The organism is Pseudogemmatithrix spongiicola (genome assembly GCF_030623445.1).
Taxonomy (GTDB): Bacteria; Gemmatimonadota; Gemmatimonadetes; order Gemmatimonadales; family Gemmatimonadaceae; genus Pseudogemmatithrix; species Pseudogemmatithrix spongiicola.
On record NZ_CP130613.1, the window covers coordinates 92,733 to 118,469 of the forward strand.

At 69.4% G+C, this 25,737-nt stretch carries 22 protein-coding genes and 1 tRNA gene; 6 read left to right on the forward strand and 17 right to left on the reverse strand.

The window, feature by feature from the left end; all coding sequences use genetic code 11:
- Nucleotide 1 precedes the first annotated feature (1 nt).
- A complete protein-coding gene (locus Strain318_RS00480; protein WP_367886574.1) occupies nt 2-394 on the forward strand; it encodes an MmcQ/YjbR family DNA-binding protein in 393 nt (130 codons plus the stop codon).
- Nucleotides 395-426: 32 nt separating this feature from the next.
- Here Strain318_RS00480 and Strain318_RS00485 read toward each other — a convergent pair whose 3' ends face one another.
- A complete protein-coding gene (locus Strain318_RS00485) occupies nt 427-3,408 on the reverse strand; it encodes a M14 family zinc carboxypeptidase (protein ID WP_367886575.1) in 2,982 nt (993 codons plus the stop codon).
- 151 nt (nt 3,409-3,559) lie between these two features.
- On the opposite strand from Strain318_RS00485, the gene Strain318_RS00490 reads away from it, so the two are divergent.
- Nucleotides 3,560-3,997, forward strand: coding sequence for a hypothetical protein (locus tag Strain318_RS00490; protein ID WP_367886576.1), 438 nt, complete (start codon nt 3,560-3,562; stop codon nt 3,995-3,997).
- Nucleotides 3,998-4,003: 6 nt separating this feature from the next.
- The gene (locus Strain318_RS00495; RefSeq protein WP_367886577.1) at nt 4,004-4,507 is read left to right on the forward strand and encodes a hypothetical protein; all 504 of its coding nucleotides are present in this window, start codon (nt 4,004-4,006) and stop codon (nt 4,505-4,507) included.
- Nucleotides 4,508-4,580: 73 nt separating this feature from the next.
- Here Strain318_RS00495 and Strain318_RS00500 read toward each other — a convergent pair whose 3' ends face one another.
- From Strain318_RS00500 to Strain318_RS00515, 4 genes are all read right to left on the reverse strand, one after another.
- A complete protein-coding gene (locus Strain318_RS00500) occupies nt 4,581-6,800 on the reverse strand; it encodes a glutamine synthetase III family protein (protein ID WP_367886578.1) in 2,220 nt (739 codons plus the stop codon).
- Nucleotides 6,801-7,005: 205 nt separating this feature from the next.
- Nucleotides 7,006-7,347: a cupredoxin domain-containing protein gene (locus Strain318_RS00505; RefSeq protein ID WP_367886579.1), complete on the reverse strand. Its 342-nt coding sequence runs from the start codon at nt 7,345-7,347 to the stop codon at nt 7,006-7,008.
- Complete coding sequence (locus Strain318_RS00510; RefSeq protein ID WP_367886580.1) at nt 7,347-7,883, reverse strand: DUF4142 domain-containing protein; 537 nt, start codon at nt 7,881-7,883, stop codon at nt 7,347-7,349. Before Strain318_RS00510 ends, Strain318_RS00505 begins: the two co-directional genes overlap by 1 nt.
- 158 nt (nt 7,884-8,041) lie before the next feature.
- Entirely contained in the window at nt 8,042-9,484 is a 1,443-nt protein-coding gene (locus Strain318_RS00515) for a hypothetical protein (RefSeq protein WP_367886581.1), read from the reverse strand.
- A gap of 64 nt (nt 9,485-9,548) precedes the next feature.
- On the opposite strand from Strain318_RS00515, the gene Strain318_RS00520 reads away from it, so the two are divergent.
- Nucleotides 9,549-11,240: an amidase gene (locus Strain318_RS00520; protein WP_367886582.1), complete on the forward strand. Its 1,692-nt coding sequence runs from the start codon at nt 9,549-9,551 to the stop codon at nt 11,238-11,240.
- A gap of 45 nt (nt 11,241-11,285) precedes the next feature.
- On the opposite strand, the gene Strain318_RS00525 is transcribed toward Strain318_RS00520, so the two are convergent.
- Nucleotides 11,286-11,966: a TVP38/TMEM64 family protein gene (locus tag Strain318_RS00525; RefSeq protein ID WP_367886583.1), complete on the reverse strand. Its 681-nt coding sequence runs from the start codon at nt 11,964-11,966 to the stop codon at nt 11,286-11,288.
- A 93-nt stretch (nt 11,967-12,059) separates the two neighbouring features.
- On the opposite strand from Strain318_RS00525, the gene Strain318_RS00530 reads away from it, so the two are divergent.
- Nucleotides 12,060-12,131: transfer RNA gene (locus tag Strain318_RS00530), tRNA-Cys, on the forward strand.
- Between the two features lie 111 nt (nt 12,132-12,242).
- On the opposite strand, the gene hemL is transcribed toward Strain318_RS00530, so the two are convergent.
- The 4 genes from hemL to hemC are packed head-to-tail and all read right to left on the reverse strand — an operon-like array spanning nt 12,243 to nt 16,278.
- Complete coding sequence (gene hemL / locus Strain318_RS00535; protein WP_367886584.1) at nt 12,243-13,547, reverse strand: glutamate-1-semialdehyde 2,1-aminomutase; 1,305 nt, start codon at nt 13,545-13,547, stop codon at nt 12,243-12,245.
- A 2-nt stretch (nt 13,548-13,549) separates the two neighbouring features.
- Entirely contained in the window at nt 13,550-14,551 is a 1,002-nt protein-coding gene (hemB, locus tag Strain318_RS00540) for a porphobilinogen synthase (protein WP_367886585.1), read from the reverse strand.
- Nucleotides 14,552-14,558: 7 nt separating this feature from the next.
- Nucleotides 14,559-15,407, reverse strand: coding sequence for a uroporphyrinogen-III synthase (locus tag Strain318_RS00545; protein WP_367886586.1), 849 nt, complete (start codon nt 15,405-15,407; stop codon nt 14,559-14,561).
- Nucleotides 15,340-16,278 (reverse strand): hydroxymethylbilane synthase, encoded by a 939-nt coding sequence (gene hemC, locus Strain318_RS00550; RefSeq protein WP_367886587.1) that lies wholly within the window; start codon nt 16,276-16,278, stop codon nt 15,340-15,342. Before hemC ends, Strain318_RS00545 begins: the two co-directional genes overlap by 68 nt.
- 218 nt (nt 16,279-16,496) lie before the next feature.
- Here hemC and Strain318_RS00555 point away from each other — a divergent pair, with 218 nt between their 5' ends.
- Nucleotides 16,497-18,704 carry a GAF domain-containing protein gene (locus tag Strain318_RS00555; protein ID WP_367886588.1) on the forward strand — a complete coding sequence of 736 codons (2,208 nt, stop codon included), beginning with the start codon at nt 16,497-16,499 and terminating at the stop codon, nt 18,702-18,704.
- Here the strand turns inward: Strain318_RS00555 and Strain318_RS00560 are convergent.
- Genes Strain318_RS00560 through Strain318_RS00590 form a run of 7 tightly spaced genes read right to left on the reverse strand, consistent with a single transcriptional unit; the run spans nt 18,671 to nt 25,736 of the window.
- Nucleotides 18,671-19,330, reverse strand: a complete 660-nt coding sequence (locus tag Strain318_RS00560; RefSeq protein WP_367886589.1) for a biliverdin-producing heme oxygenase — start codon at nt 19,328-19,330, stop codon at nt 18,671-18,673. The genes Strain318_RS00555 and Strain318_RS00560 overlap by 34 nt on opposite strands.
- Complete coding sequence (gene hemG, locus Strain318_RS00565) at nt 19,327-20,670, reverse strand: protoporphyrinogen oxidase (RefSeq protein WP_367886590.1); 1,344 nt, start codon at nt 20,668-20,670, stop codon at nt 19,327-19,329. The genes Strain318_RS00560 and hemG overlap by 4 nt, the downstream gene beginning before the upstream one ends.
- A 1-nt stretch (nt 20,671) precedes the next feature.
- A complete protein-coding gene (hemF, locus tag Strain318_RS00570; protein WP_367886591.1) occupies nt 20,672-21,637 on the reverse strand; it encodes an oxygen-dependent coproporphyrinogen oxidase in 966 nt (321 codons plus the stop codon).
- Entirely contained in the window at nt 21,634-22,704 is a 1,071-nt protein-coding gene (hemE, locus tag Strain318_RS00575; RefSeq protein ID WP_367886592.1) for a uroporphyrinogen decarboxylase, read from the reverse strand. Before hemE ends, hemF begins: the two co-directional genes overlap by 4 nt.
- A gap of 26 nt (nt 22,705-22,730) precedes the next feature.
- On the reverse strand, nt 22,731-24,035 hold the full coding sequence (gene hemA, locus Strain318_RS00580; RefSeq protein WP_367886593.1) for a glutamyl-tRNA reductase: 1,305 nt from the start codon (nt 24,033-24,035) through the stop codon (nt 22,731-22,733).
- 7 nt (nt 24,036-24,042) lie between these two features.
- The gene (locus tag Strain318_RS00585) at nt 24,043-24,543 is read right to left on the reverse strand and encodes a TspO/MBR family protein (RefSeq protein ID WP_367886594.1); all 501 of its coding nucleotides are present in this window, start codon (nt 24,541-24,543) and stop codon (nt 24,043-24,045) included.
- Nucleotides 24,543-25,736 carry a geranylgeranyl diphosphate reductase gene (locus Strain318_RS00590; RefSeq protein WP_367886595.1) on the reverse strand — a complete coding sequence of 398 codons (1,194 nt, stop codon included), beginning with the start codon at nt 25,734-25,736 and terminating at the stop codon, nt 24,543-24,545. The genes Strain318_RS00585 and Strain318_RS00590 overlap by 1 nt, the downstream gene beginning before the upstream one ends.
- Between the last annotated feature and the right edge of the window lies 1 nt (nt 25,737).

Here is a 25,737-nt window from a genome sequence, read left to right on the forward strand (position 1 = left end):
GATGGCGGACGGCGCGCTGGCGAAGTTGCGCGAGATCTGCCTCGCGCTGCCCGGCGCGACGGAAGTGCCCGCGTGGGAGACCTCCACGTTCCGCGTCGGCAAGATCTTCGCGATGTATGCGCAGCCGAGCGACAGCAAGCACAGCGGCGGGCGACCCGGCGTGTGGCTCAAGGTCGCGCCGGGGGTGCAATCGCTGATGCTCGCCGACCGACCGGATCGCTTCTACTTCCCGCCGTATGTGGGCAAGAGTGGGTGGATCGGCGTGTGGCTCGACAAGCGCGTGAGTTGGAAGGAGGTGGCGCTGCTCGTCGAGGAGAGCTGGCGGCTCATGGCACCGGCGAAGCTCCGCAAGGCGTACGACGATCCCACACGCACGAAGGGCCGCGCGAGGTAGCGCGGCCCTTCGTGTCTGCGCCCGACGCGGGCTCAGCGTCCGGCGTCGAGGTCGTTCCAGTGCAGGATGGCGTTGAAGCCGAGGAAGAACGTGCCGTGCGTCTGCCAGCGCCAGAAGGGGCGGATGCCGAACATGACGACGTGGCCGTCGCCGATCGGCGCGTCGACGACCTGCGCGCGATTGGCGAGCGCCTGTCCGCCGGCGAGCGTGCCGGAGAGCAGCATCTCGGCGGGGTTCGCGGGGAAGCTCAGCACGGCGCGCGGCCGCGTGTCGCGCATGGCGGGACGCGGAGCCGCCGCCGTCGCGGCGTTGGCGCCGGCCGCAGCGCCGCCGGCCGCAGCGCCGCTCGCGGCACCACCACGTGCACCGCCCGCGGCCGCGCCTCCACGTCCAGCGGCGGCGGGAGCCGCTGCCGCGTCGGCCGGCGCGATGCCTTCGATGGCGTTCCAGTCCCACGAGGAGACCGTCACGCGCGTAGCCATCGGCGTGGTGTTCTGCTGCTGGCTGTTGCCGGCCGCTCCGCCGAAGCCGCCGCCGCCGCCCGGCGTGGCGCCCTGCACGGCGAGTACCGGCGCTTGGCTGAAGTACACCGGTACCTTCGCGTTGAAGCCGTAGGCGATGGGGCTGCGGCGATCGGTGACGATGCCGCGGTACACCGAGCCACGCGCGAAGAGCGAGTCCGGCTCCTCGACCGTGATGCCCGTGGTGAGGTTGTACTCGGGGAAGATGGTGCTCGTCGCGCCTTCGACGATCAGCGTGCCGCCGGCCTTCACGAACTCATACAGCGCCATGAGCCCTTCGATGCCCATGCCGCCACGGATGTCGTCCGAGGAATCGTTGGCGCCGAGGTTGGGCGTCTGCTCGGTCTTCTTGTAGGGCAGCGGCAAGGTGCCGGTCATCGCGAGGCCATTGACCTGTGCCTGCGCGGTGCCGCCGACGTGCGGGAAGACGATCACGTCGTACTTGCTGCGCAGGTTGCCTTCGCGCAGGCGCTGGTCGGCGAAGTACTCGTACGGCACGCCGTAGGTATCGAAGGCGGCGCGCACCCAGCCTTCATCCTGCGTGCGCTGCCAGGAGTGGACGTAGCCGATACGCGGGACGTCGAGGTCATGCGTCGCGACGCTCGGCGCCGCGGCCACGGCGTAACCCTGGAGCCCGAGTTCGGTGAGCGTCGCGCCGACGCGCGCGAGGTCCGCGTCGGGGATGATGAACGCCCCGGCGCGATAGCGGCGGCCACCGGCCTCGAAGTCCGCCTGCGCGGCGCGCATCGGCACGTCCCTGAGGCGGAAGCGCATGCTGACGAGCGCGTTGTCGGTGGTGTGGTCGACGATGACCACGCGGCCGCTGCCGCTGATGCCGCCCGTGGCGCGGGCCGGCGCCGTGAGCGGTGTCATGCGGCGCGTGAGCACGCTCGAATCCGTGACCGGGGTGACGACGACGTTGCGCATCAGCTGGAAGGTCCAGCCGGTGTCGTCGTATGGGCGCGGGTTGGCCGGCGAGAAGTTCTGCACGCTGAAGTACATGTCGGCCAGCGTGCGGTAGGGCTGGTCGGCGCGGACGATCCAGTCGCCGCGCTGCACGCGGGTGCCGTTCAGTGTGTAGTCGGCGTCGGCGACGTGGATCTCAAGGCCCTGGCGCTGCAGTTCGTTGATGGCGTCGACGGCGTCGACGCGCCGGCGCTGGTTGGCGGGCACGTGCCACGCGTAGGTCGGGCCGGCGCGGCCCTTCTCGACCGAGCGCTTGTTCTTGAGCCAGTAGTTCTCGAGGTAGAGCCGGCGGTTGCTGGCGAAGTGGTCGAGCGAGAACAGCAGGCCCGACTGGCCGATGTTCACCGAGTTGCGCGGGCCCCACTTGATCTCGGGCAGCGGCGGATTCGGACGGAACCACTCGCGCGAGGTCGTCTGCGGCCCGACGCGCAGCGAGGGATTGTTGTCGGGCCCGTAGCTCTGCACCTCGTAGAAGCGCCCGATGGCGTTGTGCGCGTGCGCGGCGAAGAACAGGTAGTTGGGTGTCCAGCCGTCGTAGAAGCCGTAGGTCCACACGCCCGGCACGCCGCGCTTGGTCATCTCCATCACGTCCACCTGCGCCATCGTCCACCACTCGGTGACGGTGATGGGGTCGAGCCACTCGTTGTACGGGCCCGTGCCGGTGGAGGTGTAGAGGTAGGACACGGACTCATGCAGGTCGTGCATCACCTGCGGCGTCCACTCGAGGAAGAACCTGTTGGTGTGGCGCGTGAGCGCGAGGAACTGGCCCATGCCGTCGCGGTTGTTGTCGTGCGCGACATACTTGCCCCAGTACATCAGGGGCAGGCGGGACTCGCCGGTGGGACGCGTCTTGTTGAAGTAGTAGGTGTCGACCTGCCGTTCGCGGCCGTCCACCTCGAGCACCGGCGTGATGAACGTGATGGCGTTCTCGCGGATGTTCTTGATCAGCGCCTGGTCGCTCACCGCGAGGCGGTAGGCGAGTTCCATGACCATCTCGGGTCCGCCCGTCTCGCCGGAATGCAGGCCGGTCGTGACCCAATAGATGGGCTTGGCGGTCTGGATCAGTTCGCGCGCGCGCGCTTCGCTGGTGCGCCGCGGATCGGTGAGTTCCTTGAGGTAGCCGCGGTAGCGATCGAGGTCGCGGATGGTGGCTTCGTCGGCGACGGCAAGCACGTACATGTCGCGGCCTTCCTCCGACGTACCGATCTTCCAGACCTTCACGCGGTCGGACGCTGCGTCGAGGGCCTGGTAGTATCGATGGATGTCGGCGGCGTAGGTGAGCTCGCCCGGCGTGCCGACGATGCGCCCGAAGAACTTGAGCGGCGTGGGAATCGTCGGATGCGCCGGCAGGTGGTCGACGAGCTCCGTCGAGATGCGCGGATCCTGGAGGTATTCGCGGATCTTCGCGGTGTACTCCTGGTCGATCGGCTGTTGCTGCTGCGCGGCCAGCGGGGCCGCGATGAGCAGCAGGGCGAGGGTGTGCGCGGCGATGTGCGGCATGCGGCGCGGGCGGACGATGGGGGCCATCGGGTCTCCGTCGAAGCGAGTGGTGGACGAGAAGCTACGTGTGACGCGGCTCACGCGCTGGACGCTCGTGTCAGGGGTGGGAGGACTATCCGCCGATACGGCGCGGCGGTAGCTTCCGCGCGCATCACCCCCACCCCAGCGGAGACCCGAGATGTTCACCCGTTCGTTGCGTCGCGCCCTGCCGGTCCTTGCCGCCCTCCTCGCGACGGTTCTGGCCCCCGGTACCCTGCGGGCCCAGAATGTGATCGACCAACAGGCCTCCAAGGTCACGGAGCTGATGCGAGACAACGGGCTCACCAAGCGCGCCGAGCGCGACGGGCAGTTGCACGAGTCTGAGGCGATCGAGCTCGTGATGGACATCTCCGCCGGCAGCGACATCGTGATCGCCGGATTCTGTGACCAAGACTGCTCGGACCTGGACATGCGCGTCACGCGAAACGGCACCCTGCTCGGCGAGGACATCCTCGACGACGACGCGCCGATGGTACGCCTGCAGGGCTACGGCGGCGGCGTGGTGCGCGTGCGCGTGGAGATGCCTGCCTGCTCGGTGGCGCCGTGCGCGTTCCGCGTGATGGTCTTCGGGAAGTAATCGCCGATGCGCGCGATGCTTGCCCGGCGATCATGGCTCGTGCTGCTGGCCTTGGTGGCGTCACCGCTGGTGGTGGCGCCGCTCGCCGCGCAAAGTGCGACTTCGGCGGCCCCCGCGGCGCCGACGGGTGCGCGGCTCACGGCAATCCGCACCGCGTTGATCCGCCGCGCGACAGAAGTGCAGCAGCGCTGGACGGACAGCTTGCCGGATCTGCACGCGACGGCGTCGGAGACCGGCTTCGCCTCCGCGGGTGATGAAGCGGACGTCGTGCTCTCGCTGCGCGGTGAGGGGCTCGTCTATGCCGTCTGCGACGATGCCTGCTCCGGCGTCACGTTCCGGCTGCTCGATACCCAGGGGCGCGAGCTCGCGAAGTCAGCGGTGATGGATGGCGTGCCGGCGGTCGCGTTCGACGGCGGCCACAACTGGGGCCCTGGCACGATTGCGCGCGTGCGGATGCTCGGCTGTCGGCAAGCCCCGTGCGGCTTTCGCGTGACGGTGATGCTCAAGTAGTCAGGATCGCCCGAACGGAAACGGGGGGACGGCATCGCGCCGTCCCCCCGTTTCGTTCGGGCCGTGAACCCACTCAGACCGGGAACAGCATCTCGCGGTAGCGCGGCAGCGGCCAGTGCGCGTCGCCGACGCTGACCTCGAGCTTGTCCGAGATCTCGCGGCAGGCGAGCATGGTGCTGGCCCCAGTGCCGGTGAGGAACGCCGCGCACTTGCTGATGTCGCCATGCAGCGTGTGCGCCTTGTGGATCGCCGTATGCAGCGCGGCGGTCTTGCCCTGCAGCGCGGTGACGAGCTTGCCCACCGAGGCCAGCGCGGCCTTCTGCGGAATACTCTTGATGCCCACGGCCTTCGCCTTGGCGGCGCCCTCGGCCAGGTCGCCGAGGTAGCTGTACGCCGCCGGCAGGATCATCGTGTCGAGCATCTCGGCCAGCGTCTCCATCTCGATGAGCAGGTCCTTCACGTAGCGTTCGACGCGGACGTGGTAGCGGCTCTCGAGCTCGGCTTCGGTGAGGATGCCCGTGCCCTTGAAGAGCGCCTTGGCCTCCTTGGTGGTGAGCTGCGCGAGCGCCTCGGGCGCGCGGCGCAGGTTGAGCAGGCCGCGCTTCTTGGCCTCCTTCACCCACTCCTCGCTGTAGCCGTTGCCCTCGAAGCGGATCGGGCTGGTCTCCTTGAAGATCCTGCGCACCACCTTGAGCGCGGCATCGTCCACGGGCGTGCCGTTGGCGAGTTCCTTCTTGAGCGCCGCCACGATCTCGGTGAGCGCCTCGGCGACCACGGCATTCACGATCATCACCGGGAAGGCGATCGACTGCGACGAGCCCACGGCGCGGAACTCGAACTTCGCGCCGGTGAAGGCGAAGGGCGAGGTGCGGTTGCGGTCCGTGTTGTCCTGCTCGATCTCCGGCAGCTTGGCGACGCCGAGCTGCAGCATCGCCTGCTCGGCCTTGGTGCCCGCGCGGCCGGCGATGATGTCCTCGATCATCTTCGTGAGCGCATTGCCCATGAAGACGGAGATGATGGCCGGCGGCGCCTCGTTGGCGCCGAGGCGATGCTCATTGCCGCTGGTACCGATGCCGGCGCGCAGCAGGCCCTGGTGGCGGTGCACGCCACGCAGCACCGCGGCCAGGAACATCAGGAAGCGGATGTTCTGGTGCGGCGTCTTGCCCGGCTTGAGCAGGTTGATGCCGTTGAGCTCGTTATCCGAGGCGATCGACAGCGACCAGTTGCAGTGCTTGCCCGAGCCGTTGATGCCGGCGAAGGGCTTCTCGTTGAGCAGCACCTGCAGGCCATGGCGCAGCGCCACGTCCTTGAGGACGGACATCACGAGCTGGTTGTGGTCGGTGGCGATGTCGGTTTCCTCGAACATCGGCGCCATCTCGAACTGGCAGGGCGCGACCTCGTTGTGGCGCGTGACGATCGGCACGCCGAGCTTGTAGAGCTCGAACTCCACCTCGGCGAGGAAGGCCTGGACGCGCTCGGGGATGCCCCCGAAGTAGTGGTCCTCGAGCTGCTGGCCGCGCGGCGGGGCCGCGCCGACGAGCGTGCGGCCGCCCATCACGAGGTCGGGGCGCATCGCGAAGTGCGTGCGGTCGATGACGAAGAACTCCTGCTCCGTGCCCATCGTGGTGTAGACGCGCAGCGCGCCCTTGTCGCCGATCAGGTCGAGCAGCTCACGCGCGGCGTTGGAGAGGATCTCGCTCGAACGGAACAGCGGGGCGACCTCGTCGAGGGCCTCGCCGTTGTAGCCGATGAACACCGACGGGATGCAGAGCGTCTTGGTGCCGGCCGCTTCCATGATGAAGAGCGGCGAGGCCGGGTTCCACGCCGTGTAGCCGCGGGCTTCCCAGGTCGCGCGGAGGCCGCCCGACGGGAACGACGACGCGTCCGGCTCAGACTGGATCAGCTGCTCGGCCGTGAACTTCTCGATCGCGTTGCCATTGGCGTCGAGCGTGAGGAAGGCGTCGTGCTTCTCGGCGGTGAGGCCGGTCTGCGGCTGGAACCAGTGGCAGAAGTGCGTCACGCCCTGCGTGATCGCCCACTCCTTCACCGCGCTGGCGACGGCCGGCGCGATCGACGGATCGAGCTTCCTCCCAAGACGGATGGCCTCGACGAGCCTTGCGTGCACGTCCTTCGGCAGCTTGTCCTTCATCTGCTTGGCGCCGAAGGTGTGGCTGCCGAAGTACGCGGAGGTCGGCTTGGGGTTCGGCAGCATCGACGGCACGTTCGGCACGATCGGCGTGCGCGTGGCGATGGCGCGGATGGCCGAGAGGCGGGGCGTATCTGAGGCGGACATGGAAATGCGCGTGGTGGGATGGGATTGCTGCAGAAGTTGCAAAATTTAGCGGACATTTGGCACAACGCAACGCCAAAATTGACAAACTGTCACCGCAAAATCGCAGAATCTGCACAAAACACGGTCCACCAAGCCGATAAATCAGCAAAAATGGCGACGGGTCAAAGCCCGTCGCCATTCTCGTAACTTGTTGCTGTGTATGACGTTACTTCGCCGGACGAACCAGAAGCTCACCGCGCATGCGCTGGTGAATGGTGCAACGGTACTCAATGAGACCGGTGTCGGCGGCGACCCAGGCGAACGACTCGCCCCCGCGCAGCTCGCCGGAATCGAACAGTCCAGGCTTTACGGCATCGTGGCGCACGATGTCCCGGTTCACCCAGACCACCGTGTCGCCGACGAGGATCTCTGCACGTCGCGGACGGAACGAGTTCCCGCGCATCGCGATTTCCGTGCGACCGCTCGTGCGCATCGACGCCGCCGCCGCGCCGCAGGCGACGGCGGCCACGAGCGCGAGGGCCGCGATAACGACGCGCGCGCGTGACATCAGCGCCGCGCGACCTTTGCGGCGAGCTCGCGGGCGTGATCCAGGTGCGCGGCGACGGCGGGACGCACGGCCACCAGCAGCGCCTTCAGCTCCGCGTTCTGCGCCGACGGGATCAACGCGTTGTCGATCGCGCCGAGCACCGTGGTGTGATACGTGATCTCGTTTGCCGCATACGCGCTGTCGAACGCCACGCCCTCGAGGTCGCGCAGGGTGAGCCGCTTCGTCTCGGCGTCATCGCGCAGGTCGAAGGCCACGCCGTTCATCTCCGGCGTCACGCCGAGCCGCGTCACGAGCGCGCCGGCGGCTTCGTTCACCGACTGGTGGTCCTTCTTCACCATCTCGGCGAAGCTGCGGACCTCTGCGTGCTGACTCTTGGCGAGCGCGAGGTCGGCGTACTGGATGTCGATCGTGTTCGCCGTGACGACGATGGCCGCGATGTTGGCATCGCTGATGGTCGGTGCCGGCGCTTCGGCGGCGGGGCGGGCACAGGCGGCGACCGCAACGACCGCGGTGGCGACGAGGAGACGCTGGATCATGGGGGACTCGAGAGGCTGAAGAGAAATTGGATTGCGCGAGACTGCTGCGATGCCGTAATCAATGCACGGCGCAGGCTCGCGGTGCCCGTATCATCAACCTGTGACGGCACCTGTGATGGATGCATCGCTGCGCGTGCGACATACATCACCAAACGCCGTCAGCGTGCGAGGAGAAACTGCAGCGCGCGGCCCAACTCCACGCCGACGACGTGCGTGTGTCCCCAACCCTCGGCCATGGCGAACTCCACGGGGTTGCCCCGCGCGCGCAACGCATCGTACGCCGCGCGCACCCGCGCCGCCGGAATGATGAGATCGCGCTCGGCGGCGATGAACAGCGTCGGCACGACGCGTTGGTCGGCGGCGACGGCACCGGCGCCAGCGATCAACGCCGTCGCGCGCAACACGTCACCGCGCTGCGCCGCGAAACGCTGCGTGATGCCGGCCCCGAGCGAATGGCCGAGCATGTAGACGCGCGTGCGATCGAAGGCCTGCGTGCGCGCGACGACGGCGAGCATGGAGTCGAGCGTCGCGGGGTGCCGGGCGAAGTCCACCGTCGCCGGGGAGATGGCGATGAAGCCCAGTGAATCGGCGAGCGTGCGCAGGCGGCCGTGCCCGTAGCCCTCCAGGAACATGTTCTCGTCCGCGCCGGCACCATGCAGCGCGATGACCACCGGGAGCGCCTGCTGCGCACGGGCCTGCGGCGGGATGTAGAGGCGGAAGGGCACGCGCGCATCGGGCATCTGCAGCACCCGCCAGGTGTCGCCGGTGCGGCGGTAGGGATCGCGCCCTGCGGCCACCGCGGCAATCTCCTCCTGGAGCAGCGCGGCGAGCGCGACGGGATCGGCGAGGAACTGTGCCGAGTTGGATTCGTCGGGCACGTCCGCGATGAGCGTCGTGCGGGCGCGCAGCGAGGCGAGCACCTGCGCATCGACAGGCGCCGTGAGCGCGGTAATCTCCGCGTCCAACGCGGCGCGGATGCTGTCGGCTGGCGCTTCGAGTGCAAACAACGGCGCGCGGAGCGCCGTCGCCGCGCCGTCGAGCTCGGCGATGACGGTGAGCCGCGCATTGCTGCCGGGCAGTGCACGACGCGGAAGCTCCACGGCGAACACCTCCCCCGCCCGCGCCGCGGCGGCCACGCGGAGCGCGGCCGTGGCCACGGTCGTGCCCGCCGCGTCCACGACGCGCAGGCGGAGCGTCCGCGCCGCTTCGCCGCTGTCGGCGTACATGACCGTGACGCCGATGCGGACTGCGGGCGCCTGCGGCGTCACCACGCGGGGCTGCGGCCGCAACCGCAGCGCGAGCAAGCGTCGCGTCGGGCTCGCCGCGGCGCTGTCGCCCAGCATGCGCGCCGCAAGGTCGTGCATGTCCCGCAGGACTTTCGCGAAGTCGCCCCCGAAGAACGCCAGCGTCGTGCGGTCGAAGTCCTCGTTCCAGCGCACGCGTGCCGTGGCCGGCATGCCGCGCTCGGCGACGATGCGGTCCACGAGGAGGTATGCGTCCGCAAGATCGCGACGGGAGACCGGCTGCGCGGCGGCCTCCTCGCCGGCGAGGGCCGAGAGCACGAGCGCAAGGGCAGGCAGCATGAGGCGGAAGGGTCGCATCGCGAGAATATCGCGCACGGCGCGCGGAGCGACCAGATTTCGGCGACCCCAGCCCCATGCCTCCATGACCGAATCGTCGAACGCATCGCGCCGGAACTTCCTCGCCACCTGTTCCGCCTTGGGACTCGGCGGCACGCTCCTGCCCGGTGTCCTCTGGGCCAAGATCGCCGACGGTGCCGAGATCACCACGGCGACGGTTGCCGCCGCCGAGGAGATCGCCGGCGTGCAGTACGCGGACGCCGAGCGTGAACAGATCGTCGCGGCGCTGCGCCGCCAAGCGGTGCAGATCACGGAGCTGCATGCGGTGCAGCTGCCGAACGCCGTGTCGCCCGCGATCTCGTTCTCGCCGCTGCCGCGGCCAAGTGCGTTACCGAAGGGGGAGAGTCGGCCGCCGGTCATGACGCGTCGGCCCGCCGCGGCGTTGCCGCCGACGGACGCGGACCTCGCCTTCGCCTCGCTGACCACGCAGGCCGACTTGCTGCGCCGCCGCGTCGTGACCTCCGAGCGGCTGACGACGCTGTACCTCGACCGCCTCGAGCGGCACAATCCGCGCCTGCTGTTCGCGACGAGTGTGCTGCGCGAGCGGGCGCTGGCCAAGGCGCGTGCAGCGGACGCCGAGATCGCGCGCGGACGCTATCGCGGGCCGCTGCACGGCATCCCATGGGGTGCGAAGGATCTCCTCGCTGTCGCCGGCGCACCGACCACTTGGGGTGCGGCGCCGTACAAGGACCAGCGCTTCGAGACGGACGCCACGGTGGTGAAGCGTCTCGACGAAGCCGGTGCCGTCCTCGTCGCGAAGCTCACCCTCGGCGAGCTCGCCATGGGTGACGTGTGGTTCGGCGGCATGACGCGGAATCCCTGGAATCTCGAGCAAGGCTCGAGCGGTTCGTCGGCGGGCTCGGCGTCGGCCGCCGCGGCGGGTTGCGTCACGTTTGCGATTGGCTCCGAGACCCTCGGATCGATTTCCTCGCCGAGCACGCGCTGCGGCGCCACGGGGCTGCGTCCGACCTTCGGCCGCGTGCCGCGCACCGGCGCGATGGCGTTGAGCTGGACGATGGACAAGCTTGGCCCCATCGGGCGCTCGGTCGAAGACTGCGCGCTGGTGTTCAGTGCGCTGCACGGACCGGACGATCAAGACGCGACGGTGCATGCCGCACCGTTCCGCTGGGACGGGAATGCCAGCGTGCGCGGACTCCGCGTGGGCGTGATGCGCGCCGACTTCGAACGGCAGACGATTACCAAGCCCTTCGATACCGCGGCGCTGGCGGTGCTCGCCGAGCTCGGCGTGACGTTCGTGGATGTCGAGGTGCCGGAGCAGCCGTACAACGCGATGCGCCTGATCCTCAACGCGGAAGCCGGTGCCGCATTCGACGAACTCGTGCGCAGCGGGCGCGCCGCGGAGTTGGTGAGCCAAGGCCCGAACGCGTGGCCGGCGACATTCCGGTCGGCGCACTTCATTCCGGCTACCGAGTACATCAATGCGAACCGCGCGCGCACGCAGGCCATGCAGGCCTGGGACGCGTTGATGCAACGCGTGGACGTGATTGTTGCGCCGACGAATTCGGGCCAGTTGCTCGCGACGAACCTGACGGGGCATCCGGCGGTCATCCTGCCGCACGGATTCCGCGAGAACGGCACGCCGGTGTCGCTCACGTTCGTGGGGCGGCTCTTCGACGAGGAGACGTTGCTGCGGGTGGCGCATGCATACCAGCAGCGGACGGACTTCCACCTGAAGCGTCCGCCCGCGCTCGACTGATCGACGCGCGGAACACCGCAGACGACGGCGCGTGGCCTCGCGGGGCTACGCGCCGTTTCGCTTGCGCAGCGCCTGGGCGATGATGGCCAGCGCGACGGCGCCGACAAGGCACACCGCGAGCAACGTGGCCGTGTCGCGCTGTACGAAGCCGACGCCCAGCAGCACCGTGCCCACGGCATACGGCAGCTCCGCGAGCATCAACGCGGCGAGATAGCGCGGCAACGGATAGCGCGCGAGCCCGAGCAGGTACCCGGGAATCTCCGAGGGCAACGCGAGTTGGAACAGCAGCACCGACGAGAAGCGCGGTCGCTTGTCGAGCAAGTGTTGGTAGCGTCTCAACGTCTCGCTGGCGACGATCCACCGCAGGACCGGGCGGCCGAAGAGCGCGGCGAGGGTCCACGCCGTGAGGCCGCCGAGGGTCCAGCCAATCCACAGCATGAGCGCCGTGAGGGTCGCGCCCCAGGCGTAGACGGCCGCGGGCACGAGCACGGCGCTGGAAACGAAGCCGAGCATGGCCGAGAGCGCTGACAGGCCGATGAAGGCCAGCGGTCCGCCGACGGGATGAGCGGCGATGACGCGCTTGGCCGCCTCGAGGACGTCGAGGAGCTCCGCGTGCAGCGCGTCGGAGCGACCGAGGGCAATCAGGCCACCGACGAGGAGGACGAGCAACAGCGCGCGCGTGGCGAGGGGGCGGAGCCGCTCAACCGTGAGGCGTAATCGGTGCACCCCTCAAGGTACGCGGCCGGGAGGGCGTTGCCCACCGCCCGGGGCCCGTTCGGTTGAGGTCGGGAAGCCACCCCGTTAGCTTCCAAGGACTTAGGCGCCGTGGCCAAGTGGTAAGGCGGCAGACTGCAAATCTGCTATTCGTCGGTTCGATTCCGACCGGCGCCTCTATACTACAGTGGGAAGTTGGGAGTTGTGAGTAATCAGAGGGGCGCGCCGAGTGATCGGCACGCCCCTCTTTCTACTGCCGACTCGCAACTTCCAACTGCACTAGGCAGTTCAAACCGAAATGCGCCCCAGTGCCGCCGTCACCAACCCGAGCACCTCATCCGTGTGCTCCGCCGACGTGAACGCCGCCTCGAACTGACTCGGCGCCAGGTACACGCCCTGGGCGAGCATCGCGTGGAAGAAGCGCGCGTAGCGCTGCGTGTCCGCGGTCTTCGCGGTCTCGTAATCCACCATCGGCGTGTTGGTGAAGAAGCTGCCCCACATCGTGCCGGCGTGCGCGGCCTGGAAGGGATAGCCGTGCCCGCGCGCCCAGGCGCTGAGCATCTTCACGGTCTGCGATGCGGCGCGCTCGGCCTTCTCGAAGGTGCCGGGGCGCGTGAGCACCTCGAGGGTCTTCAGGCCACTCACCATGGCGACGGGATTCCCGCTCAGCGTACCGGCCTGATACATCTTGCCGGCCGGCGCGACCTGTTCCATGAGGTCCTTGCGCCCACCGTATGCGCCGACGGGCATGCCGCCGCCGATCACCTTGCCGAGCGTCGTGAGGTCGGGCATCACGTTGTACTTCTGCTGCGCGCCGCCGAGCGAGACGCGGAAGCCGGTCATCACTTCGTCGAAGATCAAGACAATGCCGGCCTTGGTGCAGAGCGCGCGCAGACCTTCCAAGAAGCCCGGCTTCGGCTGGATGAAGCCCGCGTTGCCGACCACGGGCTCGACGATCACCGCGGCGACCTGTCCGGGGTTCGCATCGACGAGCGTCTGCACGGCGGCCACATCGTTGTACGGCGCGGTGAGCGTGTCGGCGGCGGTCGTCGGCGTCACGCCGGGAGAATCCGGAAGTCCGAGCGTCGCGACGCCCGAGCCCGCCTGCACCAAGAACGAATCGCCGTGGCCGTGATAGCAGCCGGCGAACTTGATGATCTTCGCCCGGCCGGTGGCGGCGCGCGCGAGGCGCACGGCGCTGATCGTCGCCTCGGTGCCGCTGGAGACGAAGCGCAGCATCTCCACGCTTGGCACCATCGCGATGACCTTCTCGGCCAACTGCGCCTCGAGGTCCGACGGCGCGCCGAAGCTCATCGCCGTGCCGACCTGCTCGCGCACGGCTTCCACGACTTCCGGATGGCAGTGTCCGAGGATCATCGGGCCCCAGGAGAGCACGTAGTCCACGTAGCGATTGCCGTCGGCATCCCACATGAAGGGGCCCTTGGCCTTCGTCATGAAGCGCGGTGTGCCACCCACGGAACGGAAGGCGCGCACGGGCGAGCTGACGCCGCCCGGCATGACCGCGCGTGCGCGTGCGAAGAGCTTCTCGGATTCGCTGCTGGTGGAGCTGATCATCGGGGCAGTGGTGGTCATGGTCAGGCCTGCGCCAACCAGCGCGCGGCTTCCTTGGCGTAGTAGGTGATGATGCGTTCGGCGCCGGCGCGCTTGATGGCGAGCAGCGATTCCAGCGCGGCACGGGGTTCGTCGAGCCAGCCTCGTTCGGCGGCGGCCTTGAGCATCGCATACTCGCCGCTCACTTGATACGCGACGAGCGGATGCGGGAAGTGCGCACGCACCTGATGGATGATGTCGAGGGCCGATCCGGCCGGCTTCACCATGAGGAGGTCCGCGCCTTCGTCGACGTCGAGCTGCACTTCGCGCAGCGCCTCGCGCGCGTTGGCGGGATCCATCTGGTACGCGCGGCGATCGCCGAAGCTGGGCGTGCTCTCGGCCGCACCGCGAAACGGTCCATAGAACGCCGAGGCGTGCTTCGCCGCGTAGCTGAGGATCGGCATGTCGGTGAAGCCGGCGTCGTCGAGTGCGTGGCGGATCGCGATCACCTGGCCGTCCATCATCGCGCTCGGGGCGACGATATCCACGCCGGCCTCGGCGTAGCACACGGCGGCCTTGCCGAGTAGCGGGATGGTCTCGTCGTTGACGACGACGCCTGACTGGTCGCGCACGACGCCGCAGTGGCCGTGCGCCGTGTATTCGCAGAGGCAGACATCCGCGATGACGAGCAGCTCGGGGGCGAGCCGCTTGAGTTCACGGATGGCCTGCGGCACCGGGCCCTTCGCGTCCCAGGCACCGCTGCCCGTGTCGTCCTTGCGCTTCGGAATGCCGAAGAGCAGCACGCTGGTGATGCCGAGCGCCTTGAGCTCCGCGACTTCCGCGGCGAGTTGGTCGACGCTGAGCTGCGCGTGGCCGGGCATGGTGTCGATCGGCTTCCGCACGCCGTTGCCCTCGGCGATGAACAGCGGATGGATGAAATCGCGGACGTGCAGGTCGGTCTCGCGCACGAAGGCACGCAGCGCGGCGCTGCGGCGCGTGCGGCGGGGACGGTCGTGGGAGAGCAGGGGCGAGGCGTCGTCGGACACAGGGAGCTCAGGCGTGGGCTGGACGTTCGGAGAAGATGCGGACGAGCGCGGCGACGAGGCCGCTGTCGTCGTGTGGTTCGGCGATGGCATCCACCGTGAGGCCGCATTCACGCGCCGCGGCGGCGGAGACGGGCCCGATGCAGACGACGCGCGGGCGCTCATGCTCGGGCAGGCGATGCATGCGCACGCCGGCGGCGGCGAGGCCGTCGACGAAATGCCGCACCGTGCTCGGACTGGTGAACGTCACCGCGTCGACGCGCCGGTCGCGCATGGCATCGACGATGCCGAGGAGATCGAGGTTCGTGACGGTGCGGTAGGCGATGGGCGCATCGACCGTGGCACCGCGTTCGCGCAGGATGTCGGCCACGGTGTCGGGCGCCAACGAGCCACGCGGCCAGAGCACGCGCTGTCCCGCGTCGAGCGGGAGTTCGCGGGCCAAGGTCTCGCCGAGCGCCGTGCTCGGCTGGAAGTGCACGGGGATACCCTTCGACGCGCAGGCCGACGCCGTGCCGGCACCGACGACGGCGACGCGGCAGGTGTCCGGGATGTGTGCGTCGACGGCCTGCGCCGTGAAGGTCACGGCGTTCGCACTGGTGAAGACGATCCACGCATAGCGCCCAAGCCCTGCGACGCACTCGAGCAACGGCGTTTCGTCGTCAGCGGGCAGGATCTCGATGGCCGGCGCGGCGACGGGCACTGCACCCACGGAGCGGAGCCGTTCCATCAGCTCGGCGCTCTGCGCGGCCGGGCGCGTCACGACGACGCGCACGGCTGCGAGTGGGCGATCGTCACCCACCGACATTGCCGCCGATGGCGGCAGCGAGGAGTTCGGCGCCGCCTTCGGCGCGCAGCGCATCGGCCACGTCGACGCCAAGCGTCGCAGCGGCGGACGTGGGCGCGCGTCGCGTGACCTTCACGTGGCGTCCATCGGGCGCACCGACGAGCGCCGAGAGCGACAGCGTGTCGCCGTCCAACGTGGCGAAACCGGCGAGTGGCGCGTTGCAACCGGCCCCCATCGCGGCGAGGAACGCGCGTTCGGCGACGGCGCAGGCGCGCGCGACGGGATCTTCCAGCGCGGCACAGAGCGTGGCCATCGCCGCATCGTCGGCGCGGGCCTCGACCGCGAGAATGCCCTGCGCCACGGCGGGCAGCATCACGTCCGGTTCGAGCCGCTCGGTCGCGACGTGCGACCACCCCAGGCGATCGAGTCCGGCGGCGGCAAGCACGATGGCGTCGTAATCCCCGCGCTCGAGCTTGGCGAGGCGCGTGTCGACGTTGCCGCGGATGTCGAGGCAGACGATGTCCGGGCGGATCGCCTTGAGTTGGCAGGCGCGACGCGGCGAGCTCGTGCCGACGCGCGCGCTCTGCGGGAGCTGCATCAGCGTCCCGTGCTTGCTCACCAACACATCGCGCGGATCGGCGCGCGTGGTGAACGCCACGATCGCGAACTCCGCCGGCAGCGTGGACGGGAGGTCCTTGGCGCTGTGCACGGCAATCCGGATCCGGCCGGAGCGCAGCGCGTCCTCGATCTCCGCGACGAACAGCGAGTTGCGTCCGATGGCGGCGAGGGGACGGTCCTGTACCTCGTCCCCGCGCGTCGAGATGCGCTCGAGCGAGATGTCGAGCGAGGGATCCAGGCCCAAGAGGCGGTCGCGGATATGGTGCGACTGCCACAGCGCGAGCTTGCTCGCCCGCGTGCCGATGACGATTCGGGTGGGTTCTGCCAACCTGCCTCCATCTATATGAAGGGGGAGGGCGGCGGGGGGCCGCCCCCAGGGCCCTCGGGGAATGTATGGATGGTGCATCGGCCTGTCACGCCGGGGTGTCAAGGACTTCTGACGGACCTGTCGGAATAATTCCCGAGTGCGGATTCCCGTGTTTGGTGCTACGATAGAGGACTCTGTGTCCCCCCAGTCCGGGTCATCCCGGGCGCCACTGAGTCCCAATGGGCGCATCGCCAGCGGAACCCCGATTCGGGGAAGCCGACCTCAGCAATTGTGAACGCGAGCTGATTCACCTCAGTGGCTCGATCCAGCCGCACGGGGTGCTCCTCGTGCTGTCGGAGCCGCGGTTCGTGGTCGTTCAGCTGAGCGCGAACGTCGACCAGATGCTTGGGATGGCGCCCGATGTCCTGCTCGGGTCGCCGATCGAGGCGCTGGGCTTCGCGGCAGCCGAGCAGGTGCGCGCGCTCGCGGCGGAACCGTCGCTGGTCGCTCCGCAGCCGTTGCGCCTCGTGCTCGAGACGCCACGTGGTCGCCTGAGCTGCAGCGCGATGCTGCATCGCCCCCCGGCCGGCGGCCTCATCCTCGAGCTCGAGGAGATCGTTGTCGCGGCCCGCCGCCGCACGACCCCCGCCCTCACGCAGCGCCTCACGCAGACCGTCACGCGCCTCTCGGCCGCGCATTCGATCCCCGCGCTCGCCGACCTCGTCGTCCGCGACATGCGCGACCTCATCGGCTATGACCGCGTGATGGTGTATCGCTTCGATGCCGACGGCCACGGCGAGATCATCGCCGAGGAGAAGCGCGACGGGCTCGAGTCGTTCCTGCACCGGCACTACCCGGCGACCGACATTCCGCAGCGTGCACGCGAGCTGTACCTGCGCAACAAGGTGCGCCTGCTCGTCGACGCGCGGTACGTCCCGGTGCCGCTCGTGCCGCGCGAGAATCCGCTCATCGGCGACGACATCGACCTGTCGATGGCCGGGCTGCGCAGCATCTCGCCGATGCACACGCAGTACCTGCAGAACATGGGCGTGACGGGCACGGTGGTCGCATCGCTGATCCACGAGGGCAAGCTGTGGGGCCTGATCTCCTGCCACCACTACTCGGCGAAGTACCTGCCGTATGATCTGCGCGCCGCCGTGGAGCTCGTGGCGGAAGTCGTGTCCACGCGCATTTCGGCGCTGGAGCATTTCGCGGAGGCGCAGGCGGAGGTCCTGGTCCGGCGGCTCGAGCATCGGCTCATCGAGGCGACCTCCACCGACGGTGATTGGCGCCGCGCGCTGTTCGATACGCCGCGGCAGCTGCTGCAGCCCGTGGGCGCCACGGGAGCGGCATTGCTCTTCGACGGCGAAGTCGAGACGACGGGTGAAGTGCCGTCGACGCCGGACCTCCGCGCCCTGTTCGCGTTCCTCGACCAGCAGGACGCGCAGCCGCTGTTCGCCTGCTCGAGCATCGCGAAGCTCGCGCCGTCGCTCGCCGCCATCACCCCGGTCGCGGCCGGCGTCCTCGCCGTGCGACTTGGCGGCGGGCCGGGTGAGTATCTCGTCTGGTTCCGCCGCGAGCAGGTGCAGGACGTCACCTGGGGCGGCGATCCCAAGAAGGCCGTGGTGTTCAACGCGAAGATGGAACTCTCGCCGCGTCGGTCCTTCGCGGCCTGGCACGAACTCGTGCGCGAGACGTCCATCCCGTGGACGCCGCGCGAGACGGCGATCGCGCGGGCCATCGGCCAGTCGCTGGGCGACATCGTCCTGCAGATCCGCGCGGTGCGCGTGCTGATCGCCGAGGCGCAGCTCGACCGCATGCGCCGCGCGGTCGTGGGCGCCGCCGAGCCGATCGTCATCGCGGACGAATCGGGCCGCGTCCTGCTCGCGAACGACGCGTTGGCGCACCTGATGGGCGGTCCGTTCCGCGCCCTGGAGACGGTGCAGGATTTCGCGCAGCAGTTCGAGCAGCCGCAGCGCGTGCACGAGCTCATCGAGCGCCTGCGCAGCGACCGGCGGCCGTGGCGCGGCGAACTCCGGCTGGCGCGCGGCGACCGCAGCGGCACGCCCGTGGCGATGCGCGCCGATCCGATCCCGCAGCTCCACGGCGGCCTCTTCGGGTTCATCTTCGTCATCAACGACCTCACGGCCCGCGAAGCCGCGGACCATGCGCGCGAGCGCCTGCAGCGCGCCATCTATGCCGCGCAGCGTCCGACGACGGTGAGTGAACTCGAGGCGATGCAGGGCCCGTTGGCACCCGACGTCCAGGCGCTCGTCTCGGCGGTGTGGGCCAACGCCGGCGTGGCGGTCAGCGAGATCGCGGACAGCGCGGACTTGGTGGCGATCGCGCCGCTGCTGCGCGAGGTCGAGGCGGCGACGCGCCAGGCGGCCAGGCTCTCGACCCTGCTGGGGCGCTACGCCTCGGAAGACGAGTCGGCCGCGTCCTGAGCGGGGGCTAACGCCTCGAACAAGGCGATGTGCCGCCGGAAACCGTCGCGAGCCTCTTCGACGAGCCGCGACTGCAGCGCCGGATCCGCATCGATCGCATCCAGTGACAGGCGCCAGGCCACGGCCGCGGCCGCGGGGTCGGCGATCGCCGGAAAGCGATAGAACGCCATCGCGCCCTCGGGCACGCCGAGCCGATCGCGCACGACCTTTGCCAGCACGCGGCCGCCGTTGAGATCGCCGAGGTAGCGCAACCACGCATGCGCGACGAGCAGCACCGGGTCCGTGCCCGCCAGCCCGCGCAGGTGATCGGCGTAGTCCCGGGCTTCAGCGATTGGCGCGAGCGGCGCCATGCCCAACCGCCGCAAGACGGCGAGATCGCTCTCCAGCGCCGCGCGCCGCGCGAGCCCCGGGTGCCGCAGGGCGGCAATGGCCGGATGCGCCGCATTGCGTTCGAGGCCTTCCTCCAGCCCCGCGTAGATCTCGTGCAAGGCGGCGATCATCGCGCCGTAGCCGGCCAGCGAGAGCTGGCCACGCAGCAACGCGGCCATCGCGCCGCTGCGCTCGGCCCGCACGTGCAGCTCGCGCGTCTCGGTGCGCAGCGCGGTGGAGAGCGCGGTCTCGATCACCGCTCCGCCATGATGCGCGCCGCGGCTTGCTGGCCCTGCGCCAGGCAATCCCCGAGCGAGACGCCGTGCCGCCACTGCCCGCTGAAGTACAGGCCGGGCAGCGCCGCCTCGATGTTCGCCGCCGCGGTGAGCACGCCGCCGTGGCCGAGTTCGTACTGCGGAATCGCGCGGTCCCAGCGCTGGTGGTTGGTGAACACCGGATCGCGCCGGATGCCGAGCAGCGGACGCAGGTCGGCGAGCACGCGCGGCAGCACTTCGGCGACGTCGGCGCGGCCGTCGGCCGGGCTGCGCATGCCGCCGAGGAAGCAGGTGATCAGCACATGCCCGTCCGGTGCGCGTCCCGCGAACACGCTCGACGAGAACAGCGCACCGAGCACGGTACGACGCTCGACCGCTGGCATGAGCACGCCGAAGCCGTCGAGCGGATGCTCGACGTCCTCGCGGCGGAAGCCCAACGCAAGCGTCGCGACCGGCGGATGCGGCAATCGCGTGATGTTGCCCAGCGCCGCGCTCACTTCGCCCGGCAAGCCAAGGCTGTCGAGGGCATAGGCCGGCGTGGCGCAGAGCACCGCATCCACGGGAATCGTCGGCATGCCCGCCGCGGTGACCTGCCACGTCGACCCCACGCGCTCGACGCGCGTGACGCGCGCCGCGGTCTTCACCGCCGCGCCGAGCGTCGAGGCAATGGCGTCCGGCAGGCTGCCGAGCCCCGTGGTGAACGAGGTGATGCCTTTCTGCCGCACGACGCCGCGCTTGCCCTTCATTTCCTTCATCGCGCCGACGATCAGCGACCCATGCTTGCGCTCGCCGTCGTGCAACATCGGCATCGCGTACTTCACCGAGAGCCGATCGGGATCGCCCGCGTAGATGCCGGCGATGAGCGGATTCACGAGATAATCGAGGATCTCGCCATTCAGGCGGCGTCGCACCAGCGCGGCGAGCGACTCTTCGCCGTCGTCGCGCCGCGGCGTCACGAAGGGCTCGCGCAGCAGCGCGAACTTGGCACCGGCGGAGATGGCATCCGTGGACGCGAGCGACCCCGGTCCGTCGGGCAGCGCCACGAGCTGGCCGCCGCGCACGATGAAGCGCCGCTTGGCCGCCGGCTGCGTGGCGATGCGCGCGGCACCCAGCGACGTGCGGTCGATCAAGGACTCGAGCGCGGCCGTGGCCGTGAGTGAGGTAGGGCCGGCCTCGACCAGCCATCCGTCGCGCCGGATCGTGGTGATGACGCCGCCCACGCGGTCGGACGCTTCCAGCACCGTCACCTGCGCCCCACGGTCACGCAGCTCGATGGCGGCGGACAGGCCGGTGATGCCGGCACCGATCACCGCGACGCGCATCTCAGCTCCCAGCCGCCCAGTCGCGAGGGACCAGCATCTCCGCGAGCTGCGCCTCGATGCTGCCCGGCTCGGGCTCCACCGGCGCCGGCCATGCCGCCACGGGCGGCATCGACATCAGCACGCTTTCCGTTCGCGCGCCCGTCTGCAGTCCGAACAAGGTGCCGCGGTCATGCAGCAGGTTGAACTCCACGTAGCGCGAGCGGCGGAAGAGCTGCAGGCGCTTGTCGCGCTCGGTATACGACAGGTCGCGACGGCGCTCGACGAGCGGCGCATAGGCCTCCTCGAGCACGCGGCCGATGGAGTCCACAAAGCGATGCAGCGATGCGGCATCGAAGCCGAACGGCGCATCGTCGGGGCGCACGTGGTCGAAGAAGATCCCGCCGACGCCGCGCGCCTCGTTCTCGCGGTGCGTGTTGCGGAAGTACTCGTCGCACCAGCGCTTGTACGCGGGGAAGATCGCCGGATTGAACTTGTCGCAGGCGGACTTGAGCACGCGATGGAAATGCACCGCGTCCTCGGGGAACGGGTGCATCGGCGTGAGGTCCGTGCCGCCGCCGTACCACGCATCGTGGCGATTGCCGTCGGCATCCGACAGCTCGAAGTAGCGCACGTTGAGGTGCACGGTGGGCACCATCGGCGAGCGCGGGTGCGCGACGACACTGACGCCCGTCGCAAAGAAGTGCGGCGTCGTGCCGGCCGGGATGTTGCCGCCGAGCCGCGCCGCCGCGTCAGGCGGCAGGATGCCCTCGACCAGCGCGCGGTTCACGCCCGCCTTCTCGAACACCTTGCCCTCGGCGAGCAGGCGCGCTTGCCCGCCACCGCCGCCCTTGCGCTGCCACGAGGCCTCTTCGAAGCGCGCGCCGTCGAGCCGCTCGAACATCGCGGTCACGGCGTCGTGCAAGCCGGAGGTCCACTGCGCCATCGCTTCCCGACTCGCGGCGCCGATGCGTGCCGGCGCCGCGGTCATCGCGCGGCCTCCGCCGACATCGCGCGCTGGTGCGCGGCACGCGAATCCCAGGCCTGCACGGTGTCGATGAACATGCGCGCGTGATCGACGGGGATGTCCGGCAGGATGCCGTGGCCGAGGTTGGCGATGTAGCCGGGCCCGTCGATCGCCGAGAGCATGGCCTCGGTGCGTTCCTTGATGGTCGCCGGCGCGGCGTAGAGCGTCGTCGGATCGAGATTGCCCTGGATGCCGCGACCCGTGGCATCGGCGACGCCGCGCGCCCACGAGGCATCCGTGTGCCAATCCACGCCCAGCGTGTCGCAGCCCGTCGCCTCGGCGATCTCACCCAACGCCCAGCCCGCGCCCGGTGCGAAGGCAATCACCGGCACCCCGGCGGTCTTCGCGATCTTGATGGTGCGGGCCATGTACGGCAGCGCGAACTCGCGATACTCGCGCGGACCGAGCGAGCCGGCCCACGAATCAAAGACCTGCAGGGCCTGTGCACCGGCGGCGGCCTGCGCGACCAAGAAGCGCCCGACATTGTCGGCCAACTTGCCCAGCAGCGCATGCGAGAACGCGGGATCGGCGAACAGCGCCTTCTTGGCGATCGAGAAGCTCTTCGTGCCCTTACCCTCGGTCATGTAGGCGAAGAGCGTCCAGGGCGCACCGGCGAAGCCGATGAGCGGCACGCGGCCATTGAGCGCGCGGCGCGTCATGCGCAGCGCATCGAGATGGTACTTGAGGCCATCTTCCGGCTCGACGTCGCGCAGGCGCTTGAGTTCGGCCATCGTGCGCACGGGATCGGAGAACTGCGGCCCGATGCCTTCGTCGACCGTGAGGTCCATGCCCATCGCGTGCGGCACGACCAGGATGTCGGAGAAGATGATCGCCGCGTCCACGCCGAGGATGTCCACGGGCTGCAACGTGACTTCCGTCGCGAGCTCCGGCGTATGGCACATGGTGAGGAAGTCGGCCTTCTTGCGCACCGCCCGGTACTCCGGAAGGTAGCGCCCGGCCTGACGCATCATCCAGACCGGCGGGCGGTCGACGGGCTCGCGCTTGAGGGCGCGGAGAAAACGATCGTTCACGGGGGGCCTCAGAACAGCGGGTGGAGCTACGGAGCGCGGCGCTTGGCGCGCGGCGCCTTCACGGGCACCGGGGCCGGCCCCGCAAAGAGGGAATCTAGGGTCATGGTGAACGCATGCAGAGCCTCGCCATGCGCCACCGCCGTCCGGAGCTTGGTCATCGGGCGCGCCAGCAGCTTCGCCACGATGCGGCTCGTCGCATGCTCGGCTACTTCATCACCTGCCGCGAAGGTCAGTTCGCGACGGCAAATCTCGGTGAGCGCCTCGGCCAGCGGGCGGATCGCCTCGCGGGCGGCCGCGGCACTCACCCACTCCACGAAGCTCTCGAGTTCGGCTTCGACGAGCGCTTCGGCGGCCGGCACCGCCGCCTTGCGCAGCTCCTCGGCGGCCAGCACGGGGATGTGCAGGGCATCGAGGTCGGCGATGGTCACCCCTGGTACGCCGCCGAGCGCCGGATCGACGTTGCGGGGCATCGAGAGATCGAGCAGGAGCAGCGGATACGTGGCCGTGCCGCAGTTCTCGCGCGCGGTACGCAGCTGTTGGTACATCACGACGGGTTCGCTGGCCGCCGTCGCGGCGATGGCGACGTCGGACATCGCGACTTCCACGTGCAGCGCTTCATACGGCGCGGCGCGCCCGCCCACTTCGTCGGCGAGCGTCAGCGCGCGTGGCATCGAACGATTGATGAGCACGATGTCGCGTGCGCCGAGCTTCTGGAGCTGGCGCGCGACCGATTGCCCGGTCTTGCCGCAGCCGACGACGACCACGCGCGCATGCGCGAGATTGCCGAAGCGTTGGTGCGCATGCGCGGCGGCTTCGGCGCCGACGGAGCGGCGGCCCGCGTGCAATCCCGTTTCCGCGGCGACGCGCTTGCCGGTGCGCATCGCCGTATCGAAGAGCCGGTGCAACACCGAGCCCGCCGTGCCCGCCGCATCGGCCTGCCGGTACGACTCGCGCAGCTGCCCGAGGATCTGTCCGTCGCCCATCACCTGCGAGTCGAGGCCCGAGGAGATACGCAGGATGCGGCGTGCGACGTCGAGGCCGCCGCGCTTCTTGGCCACGGCGAGCAGCGCGCGGGCTTCCGTCTTGGAGCCCATCCAGGCGCGCGCCAGCGCAGTGATGGCGTGGTCAAAGCCCGCCGGTGTGGCCGGGTCGGCGCCGCCGGCCCAGGCGTAGATCTCGCTGCGATTGCAGGTGGAGACGCAGACGAGTTCGCGGATGACGGAGTTCGGCTCGCGCGCATACAGCTTCGCGATGCGCGCATCGCTCAAGTGAAAGCGTTCGCGTGTCGCGACGTTGGCGTGCCGGTAGTCCACGGCAAGGGAGATCAGCATGGGCCGTTCACCCCTTGGGAGTTCCAGCGAAGGGACCGTTGAGCTTCACGACGTCCCAATTGAGCTTGATGGCCGCCGTGACCCAGGCGATGTACGGGGCGAACCAGATGCCCGCCTCGTACGCCAGTGGACGCGACGTCCAATACATGAAGAGGATCGAGAGATAGAAGAACGGCACTTGCACCAGCGCGTGATCCGGCCGGCGCGTGCGGAAGAACAGGTACGACCAATGGACGTTGCCGATGGCATTCACGAGACAGGCCAGCAGAAAGAGCTTGCGCTCCATCGGCGTGCCACCGTCCCCGCGCCAGGCGATGACGCCGCCCGTGCCCGCGCCGATGAACACGGTCGTCCAGATGGGACCGAACAGCGCATCGCGCGGCTTCCACGCCGGCATCTTCAAGCCCTTGTACCACGGGCCGATGTCCGTGACCAGCGCCCCCGCCACCGCGACCGTCGCCCAGAAGGCGACGGCCGCGGTGATCGGGCCCCACAGCGAGCCGTCCATCAAGCGGTGGCCAAGCCAGTGAGATGCGCAAGGTTCTTGAAGAAGATGCGGGCATGCGACAACGGCTTCGCGCGCACGAGCTTCTTCTGCATGTACGCGTCGAAGGTGAGTTGCTGTACGTCCTTGTCACGACAGATCGCCACGAAGCGTTCGCGGCGGTCGTCGTTGGAATACCAGAACTTCTGCATCACGTCGAGCACGAAGAACACCTGGCCGTGATCCCAGAGGAAGCGCCGCCGCGCCTTCGCCAGCGACTTCGCCTTGCCCGTCGCCAGGAACTCCTCGACGGCATCGGCGGCATAGCGGCCACCAGTCATCGCGTAGAAGATCCCTTCGCCACTGGCCGGTGCGACGACGCCCGCGGCATCGCCGGCCAGCACCACCTCGCGGCCGTCGTCCCAGCGCGGCAGCGGGTGCAGCGGGATCGGCGCGCCTTCCTTGCGGATCGTCTCGAGGGTATCGAGCCCCGTAGCCGCCCGCAGTTGCGCGACGCTCTCCTTGAGGCCGAAGCCCTTCTGCAGCGAGCCCGTGCCGACGCTGGTCGTCGCGCCGTGCGGGAAGATCCAGGCGTAGAAGTCCGGCGAGAGCGGGCCTTGGTAGTACACGTCGCAACGGTCATGCGCAAAGAGCTCGCTGTTCTGCGTCGGGCTCTTGATGATCTCGTGATACGCAAAGACGAACTTGCCTTCGTCCGCGCGCGGCACGCACTGGCGCGCCACCTGCGAGAGCGCGCCATCGGCGCCGATGATCGCGCGGGCACGCACGGACTTCTCCGCCCCGTGCCGCGAGCGTCCGTCGGTGAACACCACGCGCGCCACGCCGTCGGCATCGCGATCGCGACGCACGAAGGCTCCCGTCATGCGCTCCGCGCCGGCAGTCGCCGCCCGGGCGCGCAGCCACTCGTCGAACACCTCGCGGTCCACCATGCCCACGAAGCCCTTGCCGACGGGGATGTCGACCGTCTTGCCCTTGGGCGAGATCATGCGCGCTTCGTTGATGCGCGCCACCAACAGCGACTCCGGCACGTCGAAGTCCTTGAGCAGCTGCGGCGGCACCGCACCCCCGCAGGGCTTCACGCGCCAGGCGCGGTCGAGCAGCAACACGGAGCGCCCCGCGCGCGCTAGGTCATGCGCCGCCGTGGATCCCGCCGGTCCGCCGCCAATCACGACGACGTCATACGTCTGCTCCGCCACG